The sequence below is a fragment of the Pseudomonas palleroniana genome (assembly GCF_022836895.1).
Classification (GTDB): Bacteria; Pseudomonadota; Gammaproteobacteria; order Pseudomonadales; family Pseudomonadaceae; genus Aquipseudomonas; species Aquipseudomonas palleroniana.
In genome coordinates this window covers 5139758-5164261 of the sequence record NZ_CP092411.1, presented here as the reverse complement: position 1 = coordinate 5164261, position 24504 = coordinate 5139758, and the positions used below count along the sequence as shown (strand labels likewise).

The window sequence follows — 24504 nt, the reverse complement described above, 5'->3', positions numbered from 1 at the left end:
TTCATGACATTGCGCTTAAGGTTCGCTCAGGTTTTCCCCCGCGAGTCGTTAATGTCAATCAAACCCTTGGCCTTCGCCCTCCTGGCCGCCACCGCCTTACCTGCCCATGCCGATTGGTACCTGGATAACGAGTCCTCGCGCCTGTCGTTCGTGACCACCAAAAACACTGAAATTGCCGAAGTGCATCGCTTCCTGGTGTTGCATGGCAAGGTGGATGGCAACGGCGCGGCGCAGTTGGAGGTGGAGCTGGAGTCGATCAACAGTGGCATCCCCCTGCGCGATGAGCGCATGCGCAATGACCTGTTTGAAATCAAGACTTTCCCTGAAGCCCGGATCAACGCGCAGATCAACCTGCAACCGATCAACGATCTGGCGCCGGGCGCACAGTTGGAGTTGCGTCTGCCGCTGGCGGTCACGCTGCATGGCAAGACCCAGACTTACAGTGCCGAGCTGCTCGCCACGCGCCTGGATGATCGCCGGTTCCAGGTCGTGACCCTGCAACCTGTGGTGGTGCACGCCGAGGATTTCGAGCTGATGCCGGGTGTTGCGGCCTTGCGTAAGGCGGCCGGGCTCACGTCTATCAGCTTGTCGGTGCCGGTGGGTGCGGTACTGATCTTTTCGGCGCGCTGACATGGGCGGCGCAGTGTTCCCCTGGCGCAGCGCCAACCGTTTCGAGTTGCTGATCGACGGGCCGAGTTTTTTCCCGCAGATGCTGGTGGGCATTGCCCGAGCTGAGCAGCAGGTGGACCTTGAACTCTATCTGGTGGAAGCCGGGGCTTGTGCCGAAGCCATGGTGCAGGCGCTGGTCGTGGCCGCCGAACGTGGCGTGCAGGTGCGTTGTCTGTTCGATGATTACGGCAGCCTGGCATTTACCCTGGGGCTGCGTAAGCGTTTGATCGACGCCGGTGTCGAGCTGCGGTTTTACAATCGCCTCAACTGGCGCCGGTGGATGGGCAACTTGTACCGCGATCATCGCAAGCTCTTGTTGATCGACCGGCATAACGCATTTGTGGGCGGCACCGGGGCCACGGATGAGTTCTGGACGCCGGGCAACGACACCGCCGATTGGCACGAGGTGATGGTGCAAATACACGGCCCACTGGTGCAGGACTGGCAGGCATTGTTCGACCGCCAATGGCAGGCCAATGCGGCGCGTCGCGAGTGGAAAGCCTCCCGCCATTTCGGTTTGCCGCGCTTGCCCAAGGTGCCGGCGACAGGCCCGGGCCTTGGCCGGGTGGCGTATGCCGATGCCCGTCAGCACCGCGATATCTTGCAATCACTGCTGCGCTCACTGAACCGCAGCCAGCAACGCATCTGGCTTGCCACCCCGTACTTTTTGCCGACCTGGGGCGTGCGTCGTGCCCTGCGTCGGGCGGCGGCGCGGGGCGTGGATGTGCGCTTGTTGCTCACCGGCCCGCGCACCGATCACCCGTCCGTGCGTTACGCCGGGCACCGCTATTACCCGCGCCTGCTGCGCTCGGGTGTGCAGATCTTCGAATACCAGCCGTGCTTCCTGCACCTGAAAATGGTGCTGGTGGATGACTGGGTGAGTGTGGGCTCGTGCAATTTCGATCACTGGAATCTGCGCTTCAACCTGGAAGCCAACCTCGAAGCGCTGGACCCGGCATTGACGCAGGCGGTGGCGGGCAGTTTCGAGCGTGACTTTGCACTGAGCCAGGCGGTGAGCCTGGAGGCCTGGAAGGCTCGGCCGTTGTGGCGACGGGTGAAACAGCGGGTGTGGGGGTGGATTGATCGGTTGGTGGTGAACTTGCTGGATAGACGCGGCTAACCAGGTCAATGAAATCAAATATGGGAGGGGCGGTGCGAGGATTCGGCTTGCTCCCGATTGCAGGGTGTCAGCCTCTGAAAATATTGACTGATCCACCGCTATCGGGAGCAAGCCCCCTCCCACATTTTTAGAGCAGTTCGAACGTCTGCTGTTGCACATCCTGGGAGTCGAGCCCGATCTGCACGTTGAATTCACCCGGTTCCGCTGCGTATTTGAGCTGGGTGTTGTAGAACTTCAAGTCGTCCTCGGTGATGGTGAAGTGCAAGGTGCGTTCTTCACCCGCCTTGAGCATGACTTTCTGGAAATTCTTCAACTCCTTGATCGGGCGGATCATCGAACCGGCCACATCCTGGATATACAGCTGCACCACGGTTTCGCCATCCACCTTGCCGGTGTTTTTCAGCGTGACGCTGGCGTCGAGCTTGCCGGTCTTGTTCAGGGTCGTGGACGACAATGCCATGTCCGACAGGCTGAACGTGGTGTAGCTCAGGCCGTAGCCGAACGGGAACAGCGGCCCGGTGGTGTCATCGAAGTATTGCGAGGTGTAGTTGCCCGGTTTGCCTGGGGTGAATGGCCGTCCAATGGTCAGGTGGTTGTAGTAGGTCGGAATCTGGCCCACCGAACGAGGGAAGGTGATCGGCAGCTTGCCCGATGGGTTGTAGTCACCGAACAGCACGTCAGCGATAGCGTTGCCGCCTTCAGTGCCGGCGAACCAGGTTTCCAGGATCGCATCGGCCTGCTGGTTCTCATCGAGAATCGACAGTGGGCGGCCGTTCATCAGCACCAGCACCAGGGGTTTGCCGGTGGCTTTGAGCGCCTTGATCAAGTCGCGCTGGCTTTGCGGGATGTTCAGGTCGGTGCGGCTGGAGGACTCGTGGGACATGCCCCGCGATTCACCCACGGCCGCCACGACCACGTCGGCGTCCTTGGCGGCTTTCACGGCCTCGTCGATCATCACCTGGGCTGGGCGGGTGTCATCCACCACTTCCGGTGCATCGAAATTGAGGAAGTTGAGGTAGTCGACCACCGCCTTGTCGTTGGTGATGTTGGCGCCACGGGCGTAGATGATCTTGCCTTTTTCGCCGATCACCGCGTTCATGCCGTCGAGCAGGGTCACCGATTGTTCCGGCTTACCGGCCGCGGCCCAACTGCCCATCATGTCGATCGGTGCCTTGGCCAGCGGGCCAACCAGGGCGATGGTCGCGGATTTTTTCAGCGGCAGGGTGTCATGCTGGTTTTTCAGCAGCACCAGGCTGCGGCGCGCAATGTCGCGGGCGTCGCTGCGGTGCAGGCGGCTGTCGGCGTAGGTGTCGGCCGGATCGTCCTCGGCCTTGCCGATGCGCAGGTACGGGTCTTTGAACAGGCCCATGTCGTACTTGGCGCCGAGCACTTCACGCACGGCGTTGTCGATGTCGCTCTGCTGGATTTCGCCGGACTTGAGCAACCCCGGCAGTTCCTTGCCGTACAGCGAGTCGTTCATGCTCATGTCGATACCGGCCTTGATCGCCAGCTTGGCGGCTTCACGCCCGTCCTTGGCCACGCCGTGCTTGATCAGCTCGACGATCGCGCCGTGGTCGCTGACGGCCAGGCCCTTGAAGCCCCAGTCCTTGCGCAGCAGGTCGTTCATCAGCCAGGTGTTGGCGGTGGCGGGCACGCCGTTGATGGAGTTGAGCGCCACCATCACGCCGCCGGAACCGGCCTTGATCGCCGCATGGTAGGGCGGCAGGTAGTCCTGGTACATCTTGATTGGGCTCATGTCGACGACGTTGTAGTCGCGGCCGCCTTCCACCGCGCCATACAGGGCGAAGTGCTTGACGCTGGCCATGAGGCTGTCGGCGTTGGCGGGGCTGGCGCCCTGGAACGCCTTGACCATCACTTCGGCAATGCGCGAGACCAGATAGGTGTCTTCGCCGAAACCTTCGGACGTACGGCCCCAGCGGGGGTCGCGGGAGATGTCGACCATCGGCGCAAAGGTGATGTCGAGGCTGTCGGCGGCGGCTTCCTGGGCGGCGATGCGCCCGGAGCGACCGATGGCGTCCATGTCCCAGCTGGAGGCGAGGGCCAGGCTGATCGGGAAAATGGTCCGGTGGCCGTGGATCACGTCATAGGCGAAGAACATCGGGATCTTCAACCGGCTGCGCATGGCCGCGTCCTGCATCGGACGGTTTTCCGGGCGGGTGATGGAGTTGAACGTGCCGCCGATGCGGCCTGCGGCGATTTCCTTGCGGATCAGCTCGCGGGGCATTTCCGGGCCGATGCTGATCAGGCGCAATTGGCCGATCTTTTCATCCAGGGTCATCTGCTTGAGCAGGTCGCTGACGAAGGCGTCCTTGTCTTTAAGCGCAGCAGGCTTTGTTTCTGCCCATACGGGGTGAGTGGCCAGAGTGGCAACAAGGCCGAGCAAACACAGCTTTTTCATGAATATCCTTTTTCGGCACACTGCACGGCGTAAATACGCCGTTCTGCCAAAATGTGGGGAACCTATGTTGTTGTTCGAGTGTTATTGCTGAAAATGCACCACACTTCTGAACTCTTATTTGCGCTGGGCATCTTTTAGCTGATTGACTCGACGCAATCCAGTCGTGGTCGCGGATTATGCCTCAAGCGTGTGAGCGATAGGGCCAGCCGTCAAATTCATCTCGTTGCACCAGGAGAACCACCATGCAAGCAGCACACACCTACCGCTGGGGCTTCAAGGCCGCCGCTTTGCTTTTGCTCAGTACAGTGCTCAGCGGTTGCGGCATCAACACCATTCCCACACTGGATGAACAGGCCAAGGCAGCCTGGGGCCAGGTGCAGAACCAGTACCAACGGCGCGCCGACCTGATCCCCAACCTGGTGGAAGTGGTCAAGGGTTACGCGGCCCATGAGCAGGACACCCTGACCGCTGTGATCGAAGCGCGGGCCAAGGCCACTTCGATCCAGGTGGATGCCAGCACCCTCGATAACCCGGAAAAACTCAAGCAGTTCCAGCAAGCCCAGGACGGCTTGAGCGGTGCCCTCAGCCGCTTGATGGTGGTGTCCGAGCGTTACCCGGACCTGAAGGCCAACCAGAACTTCCTGGCCCTGCAATCCCAGCTTGAAGGTACTGAAAACCGTATCGCCGTGGCCCGGCGTGACTTTATCCAGGCGGTACAGGCGTACAACACCGAGATCCGCACCTTCCCGGGTCGCATGTGGCACAGCATCATGTACAGCGATCTGCCGATCCGCGCGACGTTCGAAGCCACCAGTGCCGATGCCGATAAAGCGCCCCAAGTGAAGTTCAAATAAGGCTTCCCTGAGGTGTCGATGCGTTTATTAAGGATAGGCCTGGCGCTGTGCTGGTTGGCCTGTGTCGGTGCGGCCCAGGCGGCGCTGACCTTCCCGGCGCTGACCGGGCGGGTGGTGGACGACGCCCAGATGATCGACCCGGCGACGCGCCAGCAACTGACTCAGCAATTGCAGGCGCTGGAGCAAACCACGGGCGACCAGATCGTGGTGGTCACCGTGCCTGACTTGCAAGGTGTGCCCATTGAGGACTTCGGTTATCAATTGGGCCGCCAGTGGGGCATTGGCCAGAAGGGCAAGGACAACGGCGCGCTGTTGATCGTCGCCCGCGATGAGCGCAAATTGCGTATCGAAGTCGGTTACGGCCTGGAGGGCGTGCTGACGGATGCGCAGTCGTGGGTCATCATCAACCAGGTGATCGCACCGGCTTTCAAGGCCGGTAACTACAGCAAAGGCATCAGCGACGGCGTGGCGGCAATGCTGCAAGTGGTGGGCGGCGAACCGCTGGCCGTGCCGGCCCATGTGGCGGATGCCAACTTTGCCAAGGATAATCCCGGGTTTTCCATCGGCCTGTTTATTCTGCTGATCGGCGTGTTGTGGCTGTGCAATCGCATGGGCCTGCCGGTGGGGGCGATCCTGCTGGCCATTCTCAGCAACAGCGGTCGTGGTGGTGGCGGCGGGGGAGGCGGCGGTGGTTTCCGGGGCGGCGGTGGTGGCTTCGGCGGCGGCGGGGCGTCAGGCGGCTGGTGATGATAATAATGAGAGAGCAAGCACAACCATGGCATTACTGACTGAGCACGAGCAGCGCCAAGTCGCGCAAGCGATTGCCCGCGTGGAAAAAGACACCGACGCGGAACTGGTGACCGTACTGGCCGCCCGCGCCGACGACTACGCCTACATCCCGCTGTTGTGGGCCAGCCTGATCGCGTTAGTGGTGCCCGGCGTGGTGCATTACCTGTCGGGTTATCTGACCATGTACACCTTGTTGCTGGCGCAATGGGTGACCTTCATCGTGTTGTGCCTGGTGTTCCGCCTGCCCAAGGTCACCACCCGGTTGATCCCGCGTTCGGTGCGCCATTGGCGCGCGTCCAACCTGGCACGGCGGCAGTTTCTGGAGCAGAACCTGCACCACACGCTGGGCAGCACTGGGGTGCTGATCTTTGTCAGCGAGGCGGAGCGGTATGTGGAGATCCTGGTGGATGAGGGTATTTCCAGGCACCTGGATAACAGCAGTTGGGATGGGATCGTCAAGGCGTTTACCCAGCAGGTGAAGCAGGGGCAGACATTGGCGGGGTTTATCGCGTGCATCGAGGCCTGTGGCGAGTTGTTGAAGGTGCATGTGCCGGTGACGCAGACGCGTAACGAACTGCCCAATCGACTGGTGGTGCTGGAGTAAGGCGTACCACTGGTCAAATAACTCCGTGCCCTGAAGGGCTATCCCCCCTAAAATGCCCGGCATTCCCAGCCCGAGGCGTTTTTGTTCATGTCCGTCACCGCTCAACCCGCCAGCCCTGCGCCGGATCATCATGCCCAGTTCATCGAACTGTTGAACGCCAGCCTCGCGCAGAACGCCTTTATCAAACTGGTGCTGGCCAAGTACGTGGGCACGGAGGCCGAGCTGCAACGGCTGATCATCAAGCAGGTGGCGGTCAAGGAGCAGCCTTGCCTGTCTTTCGTCTACCGCTACAAGACGCGCGACATCACCAAGAATTTGCCCCTGGCCGAAGGCGTCAAGGCGATTGCCGAGCTGCTGCCGGCCTCGTTCAAGAACGCGCACTTGCTGTCGCTGACTGATGAAGCCCAGTTGGAATACAGCAAGAAGAACAAAAGCTCGCTGTTCAAAAGCAAGCCACAACAACTGCGGGAGGCTCCTTCCGCCGAGCATAACCGTGAGAAAAATCGTTTCCTCGACCTGAGCCGGCCGTTCCTTGCCGACCTGGGGGTGACCGACGCCAAACAGACGCTGATCCCGTCGATGTCGCGCAAGTGGAAGCAGATCAACAAATTCATTGAAGTCTTCAGCCATGCGTTGACCTCTTCACCGCTCAAGCTCGACCAGCCGGTGCGCGTCGCCGATTTCGGCTCGGGCAAGGGCTACCTGACCTTCGCCATCCACGACTACCTGCGCAACACCCTCAAGGCCGAGGGCGAAGTGACGGGCGTTGAGCTGCGTGAAGACATGGTCACCCTGTGCAACAACGCCGCCGCACGCCTGGAGCACCCGGGGCTGGTGTTCAAATGCGGTGATGTGCGCAGCGTGGCGCCCAGCGAGCTGGACGTGATGATCGCCCTGCATGCCTGCGATATCGCCACCGACTACGCGATCCACACCGGCATCCGCTCCGGCGCGTCGATCATCATGTGCTCGCCGTGCTGCCACAAACAGATTCGCCTGCAGATCCAGAGCCCGGTGCTATTGAAGCCGATGCTGCAATACGGCCTGCACCTGGGCCAACAGGCGGAAATGGTCACCGACAGCCTGCGTGCACTGTTCCTTGAAGCCTGTGGCTACGAGACGAAGGTGTTCGAGTTCATCTCCCTGGAACACACCAACAAGAACAAGATGATCCTCGCGGTCAAACGCGCCGAACCGTTGGACAACGCCCAGTTGCTGGAGAAAATTCAAGAGCTGAAGGCGTTCTACCACATCACCGAGCACTGCCTGGAAACCCTGCTGCGCGCAGACGGGTACCTGGTCTAAACGCAGTCCAGGTGTGGGAGGGGGCTTGCTCCCGATGGCAGCGTGTCAGTCAACGGATTGACGGGCTGATGCACCGCTATCGGGAGCAAGCCCCCTTGGTTTGGAGACTGGTGCAGGCTGCACCGCGGTCTTGCGCCCCAGCATGACGGTCGCGATCACCCCGCAGGCAAACAGCCAGGTCACCGGCTCGATATGTTCGCCAAAGAACAACGCCGAAAAGGCGATGGTGAAGAAGATCTGCAGCAGTTGAATCTGGCTGACCCGGGCAATGCCACCCATGGCCAGCCCGGCGTACCAGGCAAAGAACCCCAGAAACTGCGAAAACAGCGACACATAGCCGAACGCCCACCAGGTGCGCAGCGAGATTGTTCCTTGATGTTGCGCCGCCAGGTACCACACCGGGCCGATCAACACGGGCGTAGACAGCACCAGTGCCCAGCAGATCACCTGCCAGCCGCCCATCTCCTTGGCCAGTCGGCCGCCTTCGGCATAACCCAGGCCGCCAACGGCAATCGCGCCGAGCATCAGCAGGTCGCCCGCCTGGATACTGCCGGCGCCGGTGATCAAGGCGTAACCCAGCACCAACCCACTGCCCAGCGCCGCACAGGCCCAGAAGGCTTTCGACGGCCGCTCATGGGACAGCCACGCTGCGTACAACGCCACGCACAGCGGTTGCAGGCCGTTGACCAACGCGCCATGGGACGCCGGCAAGGTTTGCATGGCCCAGGCCGACAGCACCGGGAAACCCAGGATCACGCCGGCGATGACCAGGCACAACCCACGCACTTGGCGCCAGGTCGGCCAGCGTTCGCGGCGCCACAACAACAGCGCGGCCGCCGGCACCGCCGCGAACAAGGCGCGACCCAGGCCGTTGAGCAACGGGTGGATTTCCTGCACCACGATGCGGGTGAAGGGCAGGGTCAGGCTGAAGATGATGACACCCAGCAGGCCGAGGGCCATACCGGTGTTTTCGCGCGAGCTCATGGGGGCATCCGAAATAGAGAGAAGCCCAAATCCAGAGGGCTTCCAGGGAAGCCCATCTAGCCACAACCCCCGTCAACCGGGGGCCTACAGCTGCGTGCGGATTTATCCGTACAGTTTTAGAAGAACCGCGTAATGCTGATCTTCGCGTCGCGGCCCTTGGTGTAGGCACGGTCGCCGCTCAAGGCCGGACGGAAGTTTTCGTTGAACAGGTTGTCGACGGTGAAGTTCACCTCGGTGCCTTTGAGGTAAGCCTGTTGGGGTTTCCATTTGGCGAACAGGCCCTGGGTGTTGTAACGCTTGTTGCCGTATTGGTCGTAGAACAGGTCGCCGACACTGCTGCTCGGGCCGCCGGAATATTTGTCGCTGGGCAGGCGGTCGGTCGCGCCGATGAACTGGCCCATCCAGCCCACCTGGGCATCCCAGGCCGGAATGTGGGTGCCCAGCACCAGTACCCACTTGGTCGGTGGAATGTCACGTGCCGGTACATCCGGCCCCCAGGGGTTGGTGTAGGCGCCTTCGTGGTCGCCTTTGGCATACGCGAACGACACCGAACCGAACAGGTAAGTGGAGTTGTAGAACGACTCCAGTTCAAAGCCCTTGATGGTCATGCCGCCGATGTTGCGGTAGTTGGACAGCGCGCCCGGTGGGCAGGCGCTGGAAATCGTGCCGCCGTTGATGGCCTGGTTCTGGCAGCCCACCCCCGTGGCCTTGAAGATTTCGTCTTCGACCTTGTTATGGAAGAGCGTGGTGCGCAGTTGCAGATTGTCGTCCTGGGTGATGACGTGATCGAAGCTGGTCACGCTGCCCAGGCTGATCGAGGTGATGCGTTCCGGGTCGAGGTCGAGACTGGTGGCGGTGCGGCTGCCCAGGCCCTGGACTTCATATTGCTCGTCGATGACCGGCGCGCGCCAGGTCTTGCTCCAGTTGGCGAACAGCCCCAGGTGTGGGGTGACGTTCCAGAACAGCGCCAGGCGCGGCGACCAGCCGGTGTAGGTGCGGTCGCTGTAGTTGTGGCCGTAGGACGGATCCGGGTTGTTGTAGTACGGCGCATCATTGCCTTCGCCGCGGTTGCGCACGTGGTCGTAGCGCAGCGATGGGGTGATGGTCACATCCCCGACGGTGACTGCATCCTGCACGAAGAAACTGTTGGTATCGACTTTGCCGTGGGGCATGAAGCCGGGCTGGAAATGCCCATAGTTGTAACGTGCGCTGTTATAGGTGGCACCGGGCATCCACATCTCGGTTTCGCGGATGTGCTTGCGGATCTGCCCACCCACCGTCAGCGCGTGTTGCAACGGCCCGGTGCTGAACAGGCTGACGTTGCGTACGTCCAGGTTCTTGTCGGTGTAGGACGTGTCCATCTTGCGTCCGCCGCTGGCGAGCTGGAAGAACGCGGTGGCGTCGCGCTCGTCCGTCTGCTCGGTGTTGGACTGGGAGTACTTGACGGTCAGGTCCACCAACGGGTTATCCAGCGGTGTGTATTCGTACTTGCCCGACCAGGTGGTGTCGGTGGTGTCGCGTTGGGCCAAAAAGCGTTTCAGTGCGTTTTCATAGCCGTAGCGGTCGATGTTGGCCTGGGTCGGCGGCGTCGGGTAGCTGGCGGCGGAGAACGGTGTCCAGCGGTTGCTGTGGGAGCGCGAGTAGGACAAGCCCACGCTGTGCTCATCGGTGAAGTGCGCGTTGACCTTGAACAACTTGCCATCCACATCCTGTGCCGAGTTGGGCAGGCGCTGGGGGTTGATCGGGTACTGGTTGTTGTCGTTGGGCAGTTTGCCGGCCACCTTCATGTCGCCGCCGTCACGTTGGGTCAGGTAGGCCAGCGCGTCGAAACGGCCGTCGTCGGTGCGGCCATACACGGCACTGCTGTAGACCTGTTCATGGTCGTTGCTGGAGTAGCCATATTTGAGCATGGCGCCGCTGTTGCGGCCGTCCTGGAGCAGGTCGGGGGCGTCCTTGGTGGTCATGTTGACCGTGCCGCCAAAACCGCCGTTGCCGGTGAACGGCGAGTGCGGGCCTTTTTCCACCTCGATGCTTTTGATCAGCTCGGGCTCGATAAACACCGTGCCTTGTTGATAGCGCTCAAAGCCGCTCTTGGTGGCGCCATCGACGGTCAGCGGCACGTCTTCGGCGTCACCGAAGCCACGGATGTTGATGGTCTGGCCGCCGGGTTTGAGCGAGCCGCCCTGGCTTACGCCGGGCAAGGTCTGCAACAGGCTGGGGATGTTGTTGGACTGGTAGCGGTCGATATCGGCTTGGGTCAGGGTGGAACGGTTGACGGTGGCGGAGTCGACTTCGTTGCCGGTGCCGATCACGCTGAGGGCGTCCAGTTGGATCGCGCCGCTTTGGGTGGTCTTGCCTTCGTCGGGACGCACCACGTAAGTCGTGCCGACTTTGATCAGGGTGAACTCGCCGTTTTGCAACAAGCTGCGAATCGCCACTTCCGGGGTGAAATCACCGCTGAGCGCCGGTGCCTGCGTGTTTTTGAGCAACGTTTCATCGAACAGCAGCTGGATTTTCGCCTGTTGCGCCACCTGGCTCAGGGATAGGGCCAGCGGCTGGGCGGGCAGTTGCAGTTTGAACGACTCAGCCTGGGCACTGAGGCTGAACGCCAGGCAGGTGGCAATGAGGCTGGGTCGAAGAAACAGGTGCGAAGCGTGGCAAGGCGCGCGAAACATGAAATCCCCCGGTGCGGCTGAACAGCCAAAAAGGTGTGCGTATCAAACACAGTCGGGAGGAAGACGGAGCAGGCAAAAAAAACCACACATGCAAATGCAAAATATTCTCATGTGTGGGTTTTCTACCTTACTTACGCGGTTCGATTCTGACGATGCCATCGGCCGAGGCCACGGTTTTTACCGGCAACAGGGCGGGTAACGCATTGAGCAGGGCCTGCGGGTCATTCACATCTAGATTGCCCGAGACCTTCAGTTGCGCAACGGCACGGTTGACCTGCAACGGGGGCTGAGGGCGATAGAGGCTCAGTTCATCGATCAGGCTGGCCAGCTCTCGGTTGCGAAAGGACAGGTGCCCGCTGCGCCAGTCGGCGACCTCATCAGCGGTGAGGGTTTGCTGCTGCACGGTGCCTTTGGCGTATTGGTAGGTGGCGCGTTGCTGGGCGCCAAGCAGGGCCACCGGGCTTTTGGCGTCCGGTTTGAAGGCCACTTGGCCATGGGCAACGCTGACCACCAGTTGCTGCTGGCTGCGCCGCACGTCAAAGCCGGTGCCGACCACCCGCACATTCGCCTCGCCGGCTTGTACGTACAGCGGCCGCTCTTTGTCGGGTGCGACGTCGATGTACAGCTGGCCTTTTTCCAGGTGCAGGATGCGTTGGTAGGCGGTGAAATCCACTTGCAGGCGCGTGTTGGCATTCACGTACAAGGTGCTGCCATCCGGCAGGTGCAGGGTACGCATACCTTTGGCATGGGCGGCCACCTGGCTGTGGTACAGCTCGCGGGGCGTGCCGATGTGGCTGGTCATCACGGCGCAGACCAAGGCGGCAGCCACGGCCAGGGCAGGGCGCCACACCGAGGGTTTGCGTTGGGGCAGCGGCACGGGCCTGCTGTGTTGCTGCAACTGGGCGAGGTCGTCCCACAGTTGTTCGAACTCGGCATAGGCGCGGGCATGGGCAGGCTCCGCTTGCCAGGCGGCAAAGGCTTTGCGGTCGGCGCGCCCCAACTCGTTGCGGTTGCGGGCAAACCAACTGGCGGCTTGGGCATCGATCGAGTCACTCGCTTCGATGCCCTGGGCGTCGTTCTCGCTCAGGCGGTTCATTCTGGCTGCTCCGTGCCGGGTGCGTGTTGAAGGCGTCGCTTGCAGTGCAGCAGGGCAAAAGCGATGTGCTTTTCCACCATGCTGGTCGAAATCCCCATGCGCTCGGCGATCTGCGACTGACTCAAGCCTTCGAAGCGGTGCAGCATAAGGGCTTCTCGCCTGCGGGGCGAGAGTTCGGCGAGGACTTCTTTCAACTGATCCAGGCGTTGCACGCGAAGCGCGGCGGCCATGGGGTCGTTTTGCTCGTCGGCGAGTGGCTCGGTGTCCAGGTCGGAAGGAACCGCGTGAGCGGTGTGGCGGACCTTCTGTTTGCGCCAGTGGTCACGCAGCAGGTTGCGCGCCATCTGGAACAGAAACGCCCGTGGTTGCTCGACCTTGGCCCGGTCGCGGTAGCCCAGCCATTGGGTGAAGACATCCTGGGTCATGTCGGCCGCGTCGCTGGCGTTGTCCGTGCGTTTGCGCAGGAAATGCAGGATATCTGCATAAAACCCGCGAAAGGCATCGGCCGACAGCGGGTCGGGCTTGGGACGAGACATGGATATCCTTCTTGACGAAGCGCGCTGTAGAAAAGTCGCGAATGATATCGAGAACTATTGTCATTTGTCTCTATGTAACGAATCTGCAGAGTCAAAATGTGGGAGCAAGCCCCCACATAAGCGTTGTGGTGTCAGCTCAGAAGTGTCTTCAAGTGTTCGATCCCCGCTTTGCCCAATGGGAACACCGGCAACCGTGGATCGCCTACCTCCAACCCGGTCAGACGCAGCCCAGCCTTGATCGTCGCCGGCAACCCGCCCTTGAGGATGAACTCCAGCAGCGGCAACTGGCGATAGAACAGTTCCCGCGCCAGAGTCAGATCATTGGCCAGTACCGCGTCATACAGATCCAGGTTCAATTGCGCGATCAGGTTCGGTGCCGCCGTGCACCAGCCCTTGGCGCCTGCCGCAAAGGCTTCCAGGGCCAACGGGTTGCAACCGTTGTAGAACGGCACGTCGCTGTGCCGGCGCAGCTGGTGCATGCGCTGAATATCACCGGTGCTTTCCTTGACCATGTTCACGTTGGCGACCTGCTGGACGATACGCAGGATCAAGTCCACCGACATGTCCGTGCCGCTGGTAGCCGGGTTGTTATAGAGCATGATCGGGATGCCGACGCTGTCGCCGATCGCCGCGTAATGCGCGAGGATCTCCGCCTCGCTGAGTTTCCAGTACGAGGCCGGAAGCACCATTACCACATCGGCGCCATTGGCCTCGGCATAACGGGCGCGGCGCACGGCTTTGGCCGTGGTCAGGTCGGATACGCTGACGATAGTCGGTACGCGCCTGGCGATTTTTGCCAGGCTGTAGGCGCTGACTTCATCCCATTCGGCATCGCTCAGGTACGCGCCTTCGCCCGTGCTGCCCAACGGTGCGATGGCGTGCACGCCACTGTCGATCAAGCGGTCGATGGAGCGGCCCAGGGCGTCGAGGTCGATGCGTTGGCCGTCGGTGCTGAACGGGGTGATGGTGTAGCCGATGATGCCGTGAATGTTTGGGGTGGACATGGGAAGGTCTCCGCTCGAAAAAGAGCAATCAGTTCAGGCAATCGGCGTGTTGACGCAGGTTCTGCCGGGCGTAGTAGTTGAATGCGGCACCAAAGCGCTTGGGCTTGGAAATCCAGTCGTGGGCCTCGCGGCCGAGTTGCGGCAGGATCGGTTTGATGGTGCCCGCCGACATCGCCAGTAGCTGCAATTTGGCCGCGCGTTCGATCAACTGCGCGATCACACAGGCTTCCTCGATGCTTGCCCCGGTGGAGAGCTGGCCGTGGTGCGAGAGCAGAATTGCGCGTTTGTCGCCTAACGCGGTGGTGATGATTTCCCCTTCTTCATTGCCCACCGGTACCCCCGGCCAAGCCTCCAGAAAAGCGCAATCTTCGTAGAGCGGGCAGAGGTCCATGTGCGACACCTGCAGCGGTACTTCCAGCATCGACAGCGCAGCGACGTGGGTCGGGTGCGTGTGGATAATGCAGTTCACATCCGGTCGTCCACGGTACACCCAGGTGTGAAAGCGGTTGGCCGGGTTGGGGATGCCATGACCTTCCAGGACTTCAAGGTCTTCGTTGACCAGCAACAGGTTGCCGGCAGTGATTTCATCAAAGCCCAGGCCCAGTTGCTGGGTGTAAAAGGTGCCGGGGGTGGGGCCGCGGGCGGTGATCTGCCCGGCCAGGCCGGAGTCGTGGCCGTGCTCGAACAGGATGCGGCACGTGAGCGCCAGCTTTTGCCGGTCGGTCCACGTATTATCCGCCAGGGTGTTTTGCATCTGGGTCAGCGCTTGCTTGACCAGTTGGTCTTTGGGGAGTGCTAATGTCTTGGCCATATCAGTGTCCTTTGGGTAAGTGCAAATGACACTAAAGATGCTATATGACACAAAGTGTCATTGGCAAGCGCCGCTTTCGCTTTATTGCATGGATTAATCGCAGCAAATGTCTATCCGTTTGAAATTATTGAGAAAAAAACTTGGCATAACCCTTGAGTCCTTGGCTGAAAAATCCGGGATGACCAAGAGTTACCTGTCCAAGGTCGAGCGCGGGCTGAACACGCCGTCGATCGCCGCCGCGTTGAAACTGGCCAAGGCGTTGAACGTGAAGGTCGAAGAGTTGTTCAGCGAAGACAGTGTGAACCTCGACAGCTACAGCCTGGTGCGCAGTCACGAGCGGCCGGACACTTCGCCGGGGTATGCCGTGTTGGCCCGTCAGGTCAGTGAGCGTAGCCTGCTGCCGTTCATCATCTACCCGCCGGCGGAGTTCACCGACAAGACCTTCAAGGAGCACGTGGGGGAGGAGTTCCTGTTCGTGCATGAAGGCCGGGTGGAAGTGGATTTCATGAACGAACGGGTGATTCTGGAGCGGGGAGACGCGCTGCATTTCAACGCGCAGAAACCCCACCGACTTCGCTCGGTGGGAGACGTGCAGGCGCAGTTGCTGGTCGTCGTTCACAGCGCCGAAGAGTGACCACGGCAGTGACTTGCAATGCACTCCAGTGTGGGAGGGGGCTTGCTCCCGATGACGGTGTGTCATTCACAGCTTTACTGACTGATCCACCGCTATCGGGAGCAAGCCCCCTCCCACAGTGGACCGCCTTTGTTCTGGATATCAGCGTTCCACAGGGACTGACAGCGCCGGATCGCCCAATGGATGCGTGCGCGCCGCGAAGAACTTCAGCGCCACTCCGGTGCCCTCGAACAACGCTGAATACCGGCGCTTCTGCTGGCGGATGAACCCGTCACTGCGCCCCGACACCGAGATCGCCAGGGTCGTGAGCTTCGCCTGGCGAATCGCATCCACCAGGTGCTTATCCTGCGCTCCCAGCTCATGGCCAAAAATGCACAGCGCCCCTGCATGGCCGAGCAACTGCTCGTAGCAGAACGACAGGTAGTCCGAACTGCGGATGGTCTTGAGCTTCTCCTCAACCTTGCCTTCGTTGACGAACAGCGGCACGTCATCAAGGGTCTTGATCGTGTTGTTGATCGCGAAGCTGCTGAGCAAGGTGCTGTCGGTGGAGGCCAATTTGCGCGCCGTGCCATCGAGGTTGCGCACCAGATGCAGGCCGCCGTGCAGGTAGAGGATGCGTGTGGCGTCGGTGTGGGTGTGGCGCAGGTCGAAGCTGGCATCCACGCCGCGAAACAGATCATCAATGCCCGGCGTGTGCAGGATCGCCCAATAGTTGAGCAGGTCGTAGTTGCTGGTGAATACGGTCGGGTAGCGTGCCAGCTCTGCGTTGATCGTCGCCAGCGTCGAGGGCTGCACCAGTCGCCAGGGGATGTGCACGGCATGGATGGTGTTGATCAGCGCTTCCTTGATCGCGTAGTAGCGATTACGCGGCGCCGCCGAGCTGACGGCCAGGGCTTTGTTGACCCGGCTGGTGGTTTTCAGCGCGCCCAGGGCCTGCTCGAAACTGCGGGTTTGCAAGGCGTCGAACACGCTGAGTTCGGATTGGCTCAGGGGCTTTTCTTCAACGGTGCGGGCGTTTTCGAACAGCGAGTCGTAGGCGAAGTCTTCCCAGATCGTGCGGCTGGCGCCGTTGCCGATCAGGATCGCGCTGAAGTCGATGGCGCTGCGTACCGCGCTCCAGTCTTCGAGGTGGGCGTCAATATCCTGGAAATCCTTCATTGCGGCGGGTCTACTCAAATCGGCGGGTGGGTGACTTTATCACGAGCCGGCGTTGATCCTGATCAAGATGCCTCAAGCCACGGCGGTTGATCCTGTTGGCATAACGCCTCTGAGGATTTGCCATGAGCAGTACCTTCTTCATTCCCGCCGTTAACATCATGGGCAGCGACTGCCTCGACGAAGCCATGACCGCCATCCGAAACTACGGCTTTCGCAAGGCGCTGATCGTCACCGACGCAGGGCTGGCCAAGGCGGGCGTCGCCAGCATGATCGCCGAAAAGCTGGCGATGCAGGACATCGACTCGCTGATCTACGACGGCGCCAAGCCCAACCCGAATGTGGAAAACGTCGAGAAAGGCCTGGCGCTGCTGGAGGCCAATGCCTGCGATTTCGTGGTGTCCCTGGGTGGTGGTTCGCCCCATGACTGCGCCAAGGGTATCGCGTTGTGCGCCACCAACGGCGGGCATATCGGTGACTACGAGGGCGTCGACCAGTCGAGCAAGCCGCAACTGCCGCTGGTGGCTATCAACACCACCGCCGGCACCGCCAGCGAGATGACCCGCTTCTGCATCATCACCGACGAAACCCGCCATGTGAAAATGGCCATCGTCGACCGCAACGTCACGCCGCTGCTGTCGGTCAACGACCCGGCGCTGATGGTCGGCATGCCCAAGGGCCTCACGGCCGCCACCGGCATGGACGCCTTGACCCACGCCATCGAGGCCTACGTGTCCACCGCCGCCAACCCGATTACCGATGCCTGTGCGATCAAGGCCATCGAACTGATCAGTGCCAACCTGCGCCTGGCGGTACGTGACGGCAGCGACAAGGCCGCACGGGAAAACATGGCGTATGCGCAATTTCTCGCCGGCATGGCCTTCAACAATGCGTCTTTGGGGTACGTGCATGCCATGGCCCATCAGCTGGGCGGCCTGTATGACCTGCCGCACGGGGTTTGCAACGCGGTGCTGTTGCCCCACGTACAAAGTTTCAACGCGAGTGTCAGTGCCAGGCGCTTGAGCGACGTGGCGCGTGCGTTGGGCGCCGACATCAAGGGCAATTCGCCGGAAGAGGGCGCCCAGGCGGCCATCGCGGCCATTCGCGCCTTGGCCCAGGATGTCGAGATCCCGGCCGGGTTGCGGGAGTTGGGCGCCAAGTTGCAGGACATCCCACTGCTGGCCGCCAACGCGTTGAAGGATGCCTGCGGCCTGACCAACCCTCGGCGGGCCGACCAGCGTCAGATCGAGGAGATTTTCCGCAGCGCGTTCTGAATCGGGCAGTGGTGAGCTGCAAGCGGTAAGCTACAAGTCGATCTGCATTCAACTTGAGCATGAAGCTTGCGGCTTGCCGCTGAGGTCCCGTTATGAGAGTTCTGCTATTCGGCGCCACCGGCATGGTCGGCCAGGGCGTGTTGCGCGAGTGCCTGCTGGCGGCCGACGTTCAGGAAGTGGTCGCCGTGGGGCGTACGCCGTTGACCCTGGAGCACGGCAAGCTGCACCAGGTATTGCACAGCGATATGCTGGATTTCCAACCGTTGGAGAACCTGCTGCAAGGGTTTGATGCGTGTTTCTTTTGCCTGGGCGTCTCATCGGCGGGCATGGATGAAACCCGCTACACCCACCTGACCTATGACTTGACGCTGGTGGCCGCCAGCACCCTGGCGCGGCTCAATCCGCAGATGACGTTTATCTACGTGTCCGGCGCCGGCACCGACAGCTCCGAGGCGGGCAAGTCGATGTGGGCCCGGGTCAAGGGCAAGACCGAAAATGCGTTGCTGCGCCTGCCGTTCAAGGCGGTGTACCTGTTCCGGCCTGGGGTGATCCAACCGTTGCATGGTGTGCGCTCGAAAACACCGCTGTACCAATCGTTCTATAGCGTGCTCGGCCCGCTGCTGTCGTTCGTTCGCCGGGTCAAACCCAATTGGGTGGTGAGTACCGAGACCGTCGGCCAGGCGATGCTCGCGGCAGTGCGTCATGGCGCGCCACAGGCGGTAGTGGAGCAGGCCGCGATCCATCGCCTGGCCGCCGAGCGCCACTGATGTTGCACAAGAGCCTGGTGCGGCGACTGGACCTGATCACCCTGCAACTGTTCGTTGCCGTGTTTGAAGAAGGCACGTTGACCCGTGCCGCCACGCGGGAAGCCATCGCGGTATCGGCGGCCAGCAAGCGCTTGATGGAGTTGGAACAGGTGCTGGGCGTCAGCCTGTTCGTGCGTCGGGCCAAGGGCATGGACCTGACGGCGGCCGGTGAGACGTTGCTGCACCATGCGCGGCAGATGCTGTTCAACGTCGAAAAAATGGGCCTGGAACTGGGCGAGCACAGCCATGGCGTGCGGGGCTATGTGCGGATGCTGGCCAACCTGTCGGCGATCATTCAGTTCCTTCCGGAAGACTTGCGGGATTTTTCCGAGTTACATCCAGAAGTCAAAACCGACCTTGAAGAACGTCCCAGCAATGGCGTGGTGCAAGGCGTGTTGGATGGCGTGGCGGACCTGGGCATCTGTTCCAGCGACACCGACACCAAGGGCTTGCCGCGTGTGGTTTACCGCCGCGACAAACTGGTAGTGCTGATGCCCGCGGACCATCCGTTGGCGGCCCGCAAGTCCCTGGCCTTCGCCGAAACCCTGGGCAGCGATTACGTCGGCCTGCATTCGGCCAGCTCGATCAATATGCGCACCCACGCGGCCGCTCGCGAGGCGGGCCAGATGCTGCGCCTGCGGATCCATGTGCCGGGTTTTGACGCGATGTGCCGGATGGTCCAGGCCAATATGGGGATTGGCATCCTGCCGCAGAAGGCTTTTGAATTGTTTGGTCGCGCACTGGGTCTGCATGCCGTGCCGCTCACGGATGACTGGTCCGATCGCAGCCTGATCCTGGTGGTCCGGGATGAAGCGCAGCTCTCGCCGGTTAGCCGCTTGCTCTTTGACTACCTGAGTCACTCGGCGGGGGCTGACAGATAATTCGCGGTTCGTTCGCGTTTCGCGAACGCTCCTTGCCAACTGACGGTTGGCTTTCTGCTCTCAGAGTCCTCTAGCCTTGGCGCACATTCCAAGAACAAGAGGTACACCCCATGACGGCTCCCCTGAGCGGTATCAAGGTGATCGAGATCGGTACGCTGATCGCCGCGCCGTTTGCCGCACGGCTGATGGCCGAGTTTGGCGCCGAGGTGATCAAGATCGAAGCCCTGGGCCAGGGCGATCCGCTTCGCAAGTGGCGAAAGCTGCACGAAGGCACGTCGCTGTGGTGGTACCTGCAATCGCGCAACAAGAAGTCGTTGGCCCTGGACCTGAAGTCCGCAGAAGGCCTGGGCGTGATCAAACAACTGCTCGGCGACGCCGACGTCCTTATCGAGAACCTGCGCCCCGGCGGCCTGGAAAAACTCGGCCTGGGCTGGGACGTGTTGCACGCGCTCAACCCCAAACTGACCCTGGTGCGCATTTCCGGTTATGGCCAGACCGGCCCTTACCGTGACCGCCCGGGTTTCGGCGCCATTGGCGAAGCCATGGGCGGCATCCGCTACACCACCGGCAACCCGGATTCACCGCCGGCGCGGGTGGGCGTGAGCCTGGGGGATTCGCTGGCGTCCTTGCACGCGGTGATCGGCGCGCTGATGGCCTTGCTGCGGGTCAAGACCGGCCAGGGCGACGGGCAGATTGTCGATGTGTCCCTCGCCGAAAGCGTGTTCAACCTGATGGAAAGCCTGGTGCCTGAATACGACATGCTCGGCCATGTGCGTGAGCGCAGCGGCGGTGCCTTGCCGGGCATCGCACCGTCCAATACCTACCTCACCGCCGACGGCGCCTATGTGGTGATTGCCGGCAACAGCGACCCGATCTACAAGCGCCTGATGACCACCATCGGCCGCGCCGATCTGGCCGAGGCGCCGGAGTTTGCCCACAACGATGGCCGTGCGGCGAAAAGCGGCGTGCTGGATGCGGCCATTACCCACTGGACCAGCAGCCGGCCTATCGAGCAGGTGCTCAGCGCCCTGGAGGCCGCCGAAGTGCCGGCCGGGCGTATCTACTCGGTGGCCGACATCGTCAGCGACCCGCATTACCAGGCACGCGACATGCTGCTCAAGGCCGAGCTGCCCGGCGGTGTGTCGGTGAAGATGCCCGGCATTGTGCCCAAGCTGTCGGAAACGCCCGGCGCAATCAACTGGCAAGGTCCGACCCTGGGCCAGCATACGGATGACATCCTTGGCAGCCTGGGTTTGACGGTTGCCGATATCCAACGTCTGAAAACCTCGGGAGTGGTGCAATGATCACTGACTATTCGGCTGGGCTGATCGTGCAGGAAGTGTCCCCGCGCGACGGCCTGCAAATCGAGCCGACCTGGGTGGCGACGGCCGACAAGATCGCGTTGATCGACCAGCTTTCCCTGGCTGGATTCTCGCGCATCGAAGCCGGTTCATTTGTCTCCCCCAAAGCCATTCCTGCATTGCGCGACGGTGAGCAGGTGTTCAAAGGGATTCAACGCAGAACCGGGGTTATCTACGTGGCATTGATCCCCAACCTCAAGGGCGCTCAGCGCGCCATCGACTCGCGCGCCGACGAATTGAACCTGGTGATGTCCGCCAGCCAGACCCACAACCTGGCGAATATGCGTATGCGGTGCGAGGCATCGTTGGCGGCGTTCGGCGATATCACCCGCTTTGCCGCCGATTACCCGGTGCGCCTCAATGGCAGTATCGCCACCACGTTCGGCTGCCCGTTCGAAGGCAGGATTGATGAAGACCGTGTACTGGAAATTGTCGACGCTTATCAGGCGCTCGGCATTCGCGGGATCAGCCTTGCCGACACCACCGGCATGGCCAACCCGCGCCAGGTGGAACGTCTGGTCAAGCGCGTATTGCAGCGCGTGCCCGCCAGCGATCTGACCCTGCACTTTCATAACACCCGTGGCCTGGGTTTGTGCAATGTGCTGGCTGCCTACGAGGCCGGTGCCCGGCGCTTTGACGCGGCCCTGGGCGGGCTCGGCGGGTGCCCGTTTGCGCCGGGCGCGTCGGGCAATATCTGCACCGAAGACCTGGTCAACCTGTGTGAGGAAGTCGGCATTCACACCGGCATTGATCTGCCGCATCTGCTGAACATATCCCGTCGCCTGCCGGCGTTGCTGGGTCATGAATTGCCCGGTCAAGTGGCCAAGGCCGGGCGCAACTGTGACCTGCACTCACCCCCGGATCACATCGCCACGTTGTAACCCTGTACCAGACAACAAAAACAATCGGGCGCCTATGAGCTGCCCGCTGGAGAGAAACCATGAGCACTAATACGTTGGAGGCCGGCGCGAGCGCGGCCGGAGCAATCGATCCGATCAAGGCGGTGGTCAACAAGGTCGCCTGGCGCCTGATGCCGTTGATCATGGTCTGCTATCTATTTGCTTTTTTCGACCGTATCAACATCAGCTTCGCCAAGTTCCAGTTGCAGGCCGACCTCGGCTTGAGCAACACCGCATACGGCCTGGGGGCCGGCTTGTTTGTCGTGGGTTATGTGCTGTTTGAAGTGCCGAGCAACATGATGCTCTACAAGGTCGGCGCAAGGCGCTGGATCGCACGCATCATGCTGTCCTGGGGGCTGGCGACGGCGGCCATGGTGTTCGTCACGGCCGAGTGGCAGTTCTACGCCCTGCGTTTTCTGATCGGCGCCATGGAGGCCGGTTTTGCCCCAGGCGTGCTGTATTACCTGACCCTCTGGTTCCCCCAGGATTTCCGTGGGCGTATCACCTCGATGCTGTTTTTGGCTTCGGCCTTTGCCGGGCTGATCGGCGCGCCGTTCTCCGGGCTGGTATTGGGCCACATGGATGGCGTGCTGGAGATGCGCGGCTGGCACTGGCTCTTCCTGCTGGGCGGCCTGCCCTGTGTGGTGCTGGCGTGGCTGGTACTGACGCAGTTCAAGGACCGCATCGAGGATGCGCCCTGGTTGAACAGCGACGAAAAGGCATTGCTCTCAAGCCGTATCGCGGTGCATGAGGTGCATCAAAAAGGCTCTCTGCTGCAAGCCTTGCGAATTCCCGGTTTCCTGATGCTGGGCTTGATTTACTTCTTGATCCAGGTGGCGTCCTATGGCCTGAATTTCTGGGCGCCGCAATTGATCCGCAGCACGGGGATCGAAAGTTCGTTAGTGATCGGCCTGCTGACTGCTGTTCCCTACATTTGCGGAGCCATCACCATGGTAGTGGTGGGGCGTTGGTCGGACGCGACGGGGGAACGGCGCAAGTTTGTCAGTGGCCTGGTCGCGTTAGGCGCGGTAGGGTTCTTCTGCGCCGGGATCTTCGATGATCACACCACCTTCCTGATCATTGCCCTGGGGCTGCTGGGTGCGGGTATCATCGCCTCGATCCCCACCTTCTGGACGTTGCCGCCCAAGCTGTTGGCAGGTGCCGGGGCAGGGGCCGCCGGCGGGATTGCCTTGATCAATACCCTGGGGCAACTGGGGGGTATTGTCAGCCCGGTGATGGTCGGTCGGATCAAGGACATGACGGGCAGTACCACTCCGGCTCTCTACGTGATTGGTGTCTGTGCACTGATCGCTGCCGCGCTGCTGCTGTGGGGGTTGCCGCAAAAGCTGCGGACCTCCGACAAGCGCTGACGAGTCCTCACGCAGCGTCCGAGGTCAGGCGGGCGCTGCTTTGCATTCAATTGGATAACAGGAAAACACCATGCTTTCTGGTCTCAACCACCTGACGCTTGCCGTTACCGACCTGCACCGCAGCGTCAGTTTCTATCATGAGTTGTTGCAGCTTCGGCTCGACGCCACCTGGGACAACGGCGCCTACCTCTCACTCCCCGGTTTATGGCTGTGCCTGTCGCTCGACCCTTCGCGCTCCGTGGGCGCGACGGCTGAATATACCCACTACGCTTTTACCGCGCATCCAGATGACTTCAGCGAGGTGGTGGCGCGCCTGCGTGCTGCCGGTGTGCAAGAGTGGCGCGATAACCGCAGTGAAGGCGCGTCGTTTTATTTTCTCGACCCTGACGGCCATAAGCTTGAAGTGCATGTCGGCGACTTGGCGTCGCGTCTGCAAGCCTGCCGCACCCAGCCTTATGCCGGAATGAAGTTTTACCCGTAGCGGCAGAACGTGCAGAATCGATCCACCTCAACCCTCTGCCAGAGTCGTGCCCATGACCCCGTCCTTGCTGCTCGCCGTCCTCGCTTCGGGTTTTATCTACGGTATTACGCCAGGGCCGGGTGTCCTGGCCGTGTTCGGGATTGGCGCCGCACGTGGCCGCCGCGCCGGGGCGGGGTTTCTCGGCGGGCATCTGCTCGGGGATGTGGTGTGGTGCAGCACCGCGCTGATCGCCATCGTCGGTGCAAAGGAAGTGGGCAGCAGTGCCTTTGATGTATTGGGCGTACTCAGCGGCCTGTACCTGTTCTGGCTCGGTTGGCGCGCCATTCGTACCCAGGTTCGCAGCAGCGATGCGCCGCAAGGCGCCGCTCGGCATCCGTTCCGGCACGGCATTCTGTTCGGTTTGACCAACCCCAAGGCTTACCCGGTGGCGGTCGCAACGTTTACCGCGTTGTTGTCCAGCCGCGCCGAATTGCTCACATGGTCGATGCTGCCGTGGCTGATTGTCCTCAGCTTTCTGGGCGGCCTGCTGGCCTATGCGATCCTGATCGGCGTGGTCGGCGCCCAGCGCGTGCGCATGGTCTATCAGCGCCATGAAATCCTGATCACCCGGCTCTGCGGCGTGATGTTCATCGGCTTTGCCATCAATGCTCTGGCGCATGCGTTGCCAGGGCTGTTCGGCAGCAAGCCGGCGTGACCTACCGACGACCGTTCGTCGCACTGAGCAGGTTTTTCTAAACCTTTGCCGCCCGGAAAATTCGAATTGAGGGCGGGGCCGCG

23 protein-coding genes are annotated in these 24504 nt (G+C 61.5%); 15 read left to right on the top strand and 8 right to left on the bottom strand.

Going from position 1 to position 24504, the window contains the following annotated elements:
• Positions 1–51: 51 nt before the first annotated feature.
• A complete protein-coding gene (locus tag MJP36_RS23185; protein WP_161549730.1) occupies positions 52–630 on the top strand; it encodes a YceI family protein in 579 nt (192 codons plus the stop codon).
• 1 nt (position 631) lies between these two features.
• Positions 632–1789, top strand: coding sequence for a phospholipase D-like domain-containing protein (locus tag MJP36_RS23180; RefSeq protein ID WP_244384080.1), 1158 nt, complete (start codon positions 632–634; stop codon positions 1787–1789).
• A 127-nt stretch (positions 1790–1916) separates the two neighbouring features.
• On the opposite strand, the gene bglX is transcribed toward MJP36_RS23180, so the two are convergent.
• On the bottom strand, positions 1917–4208 hold the full coding sequence (gene bglX / locus MJP36_RS23175) for a beta-glucosidase BglX (RefSeq protein ID WP_104995755.1): 2292 nt from the start codon (positions 4206–4208) through the stop codon (positions 1917–1919).
• A gap of 242 nt (positions 4209–4450) precedes the next feature.
• Between bglX and MJP36_RS23170 the strand changes: the two genes are divergently transcribed.
• The 4 genes from MJP36_RS23170 to MJP36_RS23155 all read left to right on the top strand — a co-directional run bounded on the left by MJP36_RS23170 (position 4451) and on the right by MJP36_RS23155 (position 7760).
• Entirely contained in the window at positions 4451–5062 is a 612-nt protein-coding gene (locus MJP36_RS23170) for a LemA family protein (protein WP_244384079.1), read from the top strand.
• 18 nt (positions 5063–5080) lie between these two features.
• Positions 5081–5809, top strand: coding sequence for a TPM domain-containing protein (locus tag MJP36_RS23165; RefSeq protein WP_060753757.1), 729 nt, complete (start codon positions 5081–5083; stop codon positions 5807–5809).
• Between the two features lie 28 nt (positions 5810–5837).
• The gene (locus tag MJP36_RS23160) at positions 5838–6455 is read left to right on the top strand and encodes a TPM domain-containing protein (RefSeq protein ID WP_060753756.1); all 618 of its coding nucleotides are present in this window, start codon (positions 5838–5840) and stop codon (positions 6453–6455) included.
• A gap of 87 nt (positions 6456–6542) precedes the next feature.
• Positions 6543–7760 (top strand): class I SAM-dependent methyltransferase, encoded by a 1218-nt coding sequence (locus MJP36_RS23155; RefSeq protein WP_244384078.1) that lies wholly within the window; start codon positions 6543–6545, stop codon positions 7758–7760.
• A gap of 45 nt (positions 7761–7805) precedes the next feature.
• On the opposite strand, the gene MJP36_RS23150 is transcribed toward MJP36_RS23155, so the two are convergent.
• The 6 genes from MJP36_RS23150 to MJP36_RS23125 all read right to left on the bottom strand — a co-directional run bounded on the left by MJP36_RS23150 (position 7806) and on the right by MJP36_RS23125 (position 14866).
• A complete protein-coding gene (locus MJP36_RS23150) occupies positions 7806–8744 on the bottom strand; it encodes a DMT family transporter (RefSeq protein ID WP_244384077.1) in 939 nt (312 codons plus the stop codon).
• A gap of 116 nt (positions 8745–8860) precedes the next feature.
• Positions 8861–11419 (bottom strand): TonB-dependent receptor, encoded by a 2559-nt coding sequence (locus tag MJP36_RS23145; protein ID WP_244384076.1) that lies wholly within the window; start codon positions 11417–11419, stop codon positions 8861–8863.
• A 127-nt stretch (positions 11420–11546) separates the two neighbouring features.
• On the bottom strand, positions 11547–12515 hold the full coding sequence (locus tag MJP36_RS23140) for a FecR family protein (RefSeq protein ID WP_244384075.1): 969 nt from the start codon (positions 12513–12515) through the stop codon (positions 11547–11549).
• Positions 12512–13051, bottom strand: a complete 540-nt coding sequence (locus MJP36_RS23135; protein ID WP_060753751.1) for an RNA polymerase sigma factor — start codon at positions 13049–13051, stop codon at positions 12512–12514. The genes MJP36_RS23140 and MJP36_RS23135 overlap by 4 nt, the downstream gene beginning before the upstream one ends.
• A 131-nt stretch (positions 13052–13182) precedes the next feature.
• Positions 13183–14055: a dihydrodipicolinate synthase family protein gene (locus MJP36_RS23130; RefSeq protein WP_104995762.1), complete on the bottom strand. Its 873-nt coding sequence runs from the start codon at positions 14053–14055 to the stop codon at positions 13183–13185.
• A gap of 28 nt (positions 14056–14083) precedes the next feature.
• Positions 14084–14866, bottom strand: a complete 783-nt coding sequence (locus tag MJP36_RS23125) for an aldolase (RefSeq protein ID WP_060753749.1) — start codon at positions 14864–14866, stop codon at positions 14084–14086.
• Between the two features lie 106 nt (positions 14867–14972).
• Here MJP36_RS23125 and MJP36_RS23120 point away from each other — a divergent pair, with 106 nt between their 5' ends.
• Entirely contained in the window at positions 14973–15500 is a 528-nt protein-coding gene (locus MJP36_RS23120; protein ID WP_161549723.1) for a helix-turn-helix domain-containing protein, read from the top strand.
• Between the two features lie 141 nt (positions 15501–15641).
• On the opposite strand, the gene MJP36_RS23115 is transcribed toward MJP36_RS23120, so the two are convergent.
• Complete coding sequence (locus tag MJP36_RS23115) at positions 15642–16658, bottom strand: DUF4917 family protein (protein ID WP_090366268.1); 1017 nt, start codon at positions 16656–16658, stop codon at positions 15642–15644.
• 122 nt (positions 16659–16780) lie between these two features.
• Here MJP36_RS23115 and yiaY point away from each other — a divergent pair, with 122 nt between their 5' ends.
• The 8 genes from yiaY (at position 16781) to MJP36_RS23075 (ending at position 24421) form a co-directional block, all read left to right on the top strand.
• Positions 16781–17929, top strand: a complete 1149-nt coding sequence (gene yiaY, locus MJP36_RS23110) for an L-threonine dehydrogenase (protein ID WP_060753746.1) — start codon at positions 16781–16783, stop codon at positions 17927–17929.
• A gap of 92 nt (positions 17930–18021) precedes the next feature.
• Positions 18022–18696, top strand: coding sequence for an NAD(P)H-binding protein (locus MJP36_RS23105; RefSeq protein WP_244384074.1), 675 nt, complete (start codon positions 18022–18024; stop codon positions 18694–18696).
• On the top strand, positions 18696–19616 hold the full coding sequence (locus MJP36_RS23100; RefSeq protein ID WP_161549721.1) for a LysR family transcriptional regulator: 921 nt from the start codon (positions 18696–18698) through the stop codon (positions 19614–19616). Before MJP36_RS23105 ends, MJP36_RS23100 begins: the two co-directional genes overlap by 1 nt.
• Before the next feature lie 110 nt (positions 19617–19726).
• Entirely contained in the window at positions 19727–20920 is a 1194-nt protein-coding gene (locus MJP36_RS23095) for a CaiB/BaiF CoA transferase family protein (RefSeq protein WP_244384073.1), read from the top strand.
• The gene (locus MJP36_RS23090) at positions 20917–21858 is read left to right on the top strand and encodes a hydroxymethylglutaryl-CoA lyase (RefSeq protein ID WP_244384072.1); all 942 of its coding nucleotides are present in this window, start codon (positions 20917–20919) and stop codon (positions 21856–21858) included. The genes MJP36_RS23095 and MJP36_RS23090 overlap by 4 nt, the downstream gene beginning before the upstream one ends.
• A 59-nt stretch (positions 21859–21917) precedes the next feature.
• Positions 21918–23246, top strand: a complete 1329-nt coding sequence (locus tag MJP36_RS23085) for an MFS transporter (protein WP_244384071.1) — start codon at positions 21918–21920, stop codon at positions 23244–23246.
• A 70-nt stretch (positions 23247–23316) separates the two neighbouring features.
• On the top strand, positions 23317–23727 hold the full coding sequence (gene fos / locus MJP36_RS23080) for a fosfomycin resistance glutathione transferase (RefSeq protein WP_205344809.1): 411 nt from the start codon (positions 23317–23319) through the stop codon (positions 23725–23727).
• A 52-nt stretch (positions 23728–23779) separates the two neighbouring features.
• The gene (locus tag MJP36_RS23075) at positions 23780–24421 is read left to right on the top strand and encodes a LysE family translocator (protein ID WP_244384070.1); all 642 of its coding nucleotides are present in this window, start codon (positions 23780–23782) and stop codon (positions 24419–24421) included.
• The last annotated feature ends 83 nt before the right edge of the window (positions 24422–24504 follow it).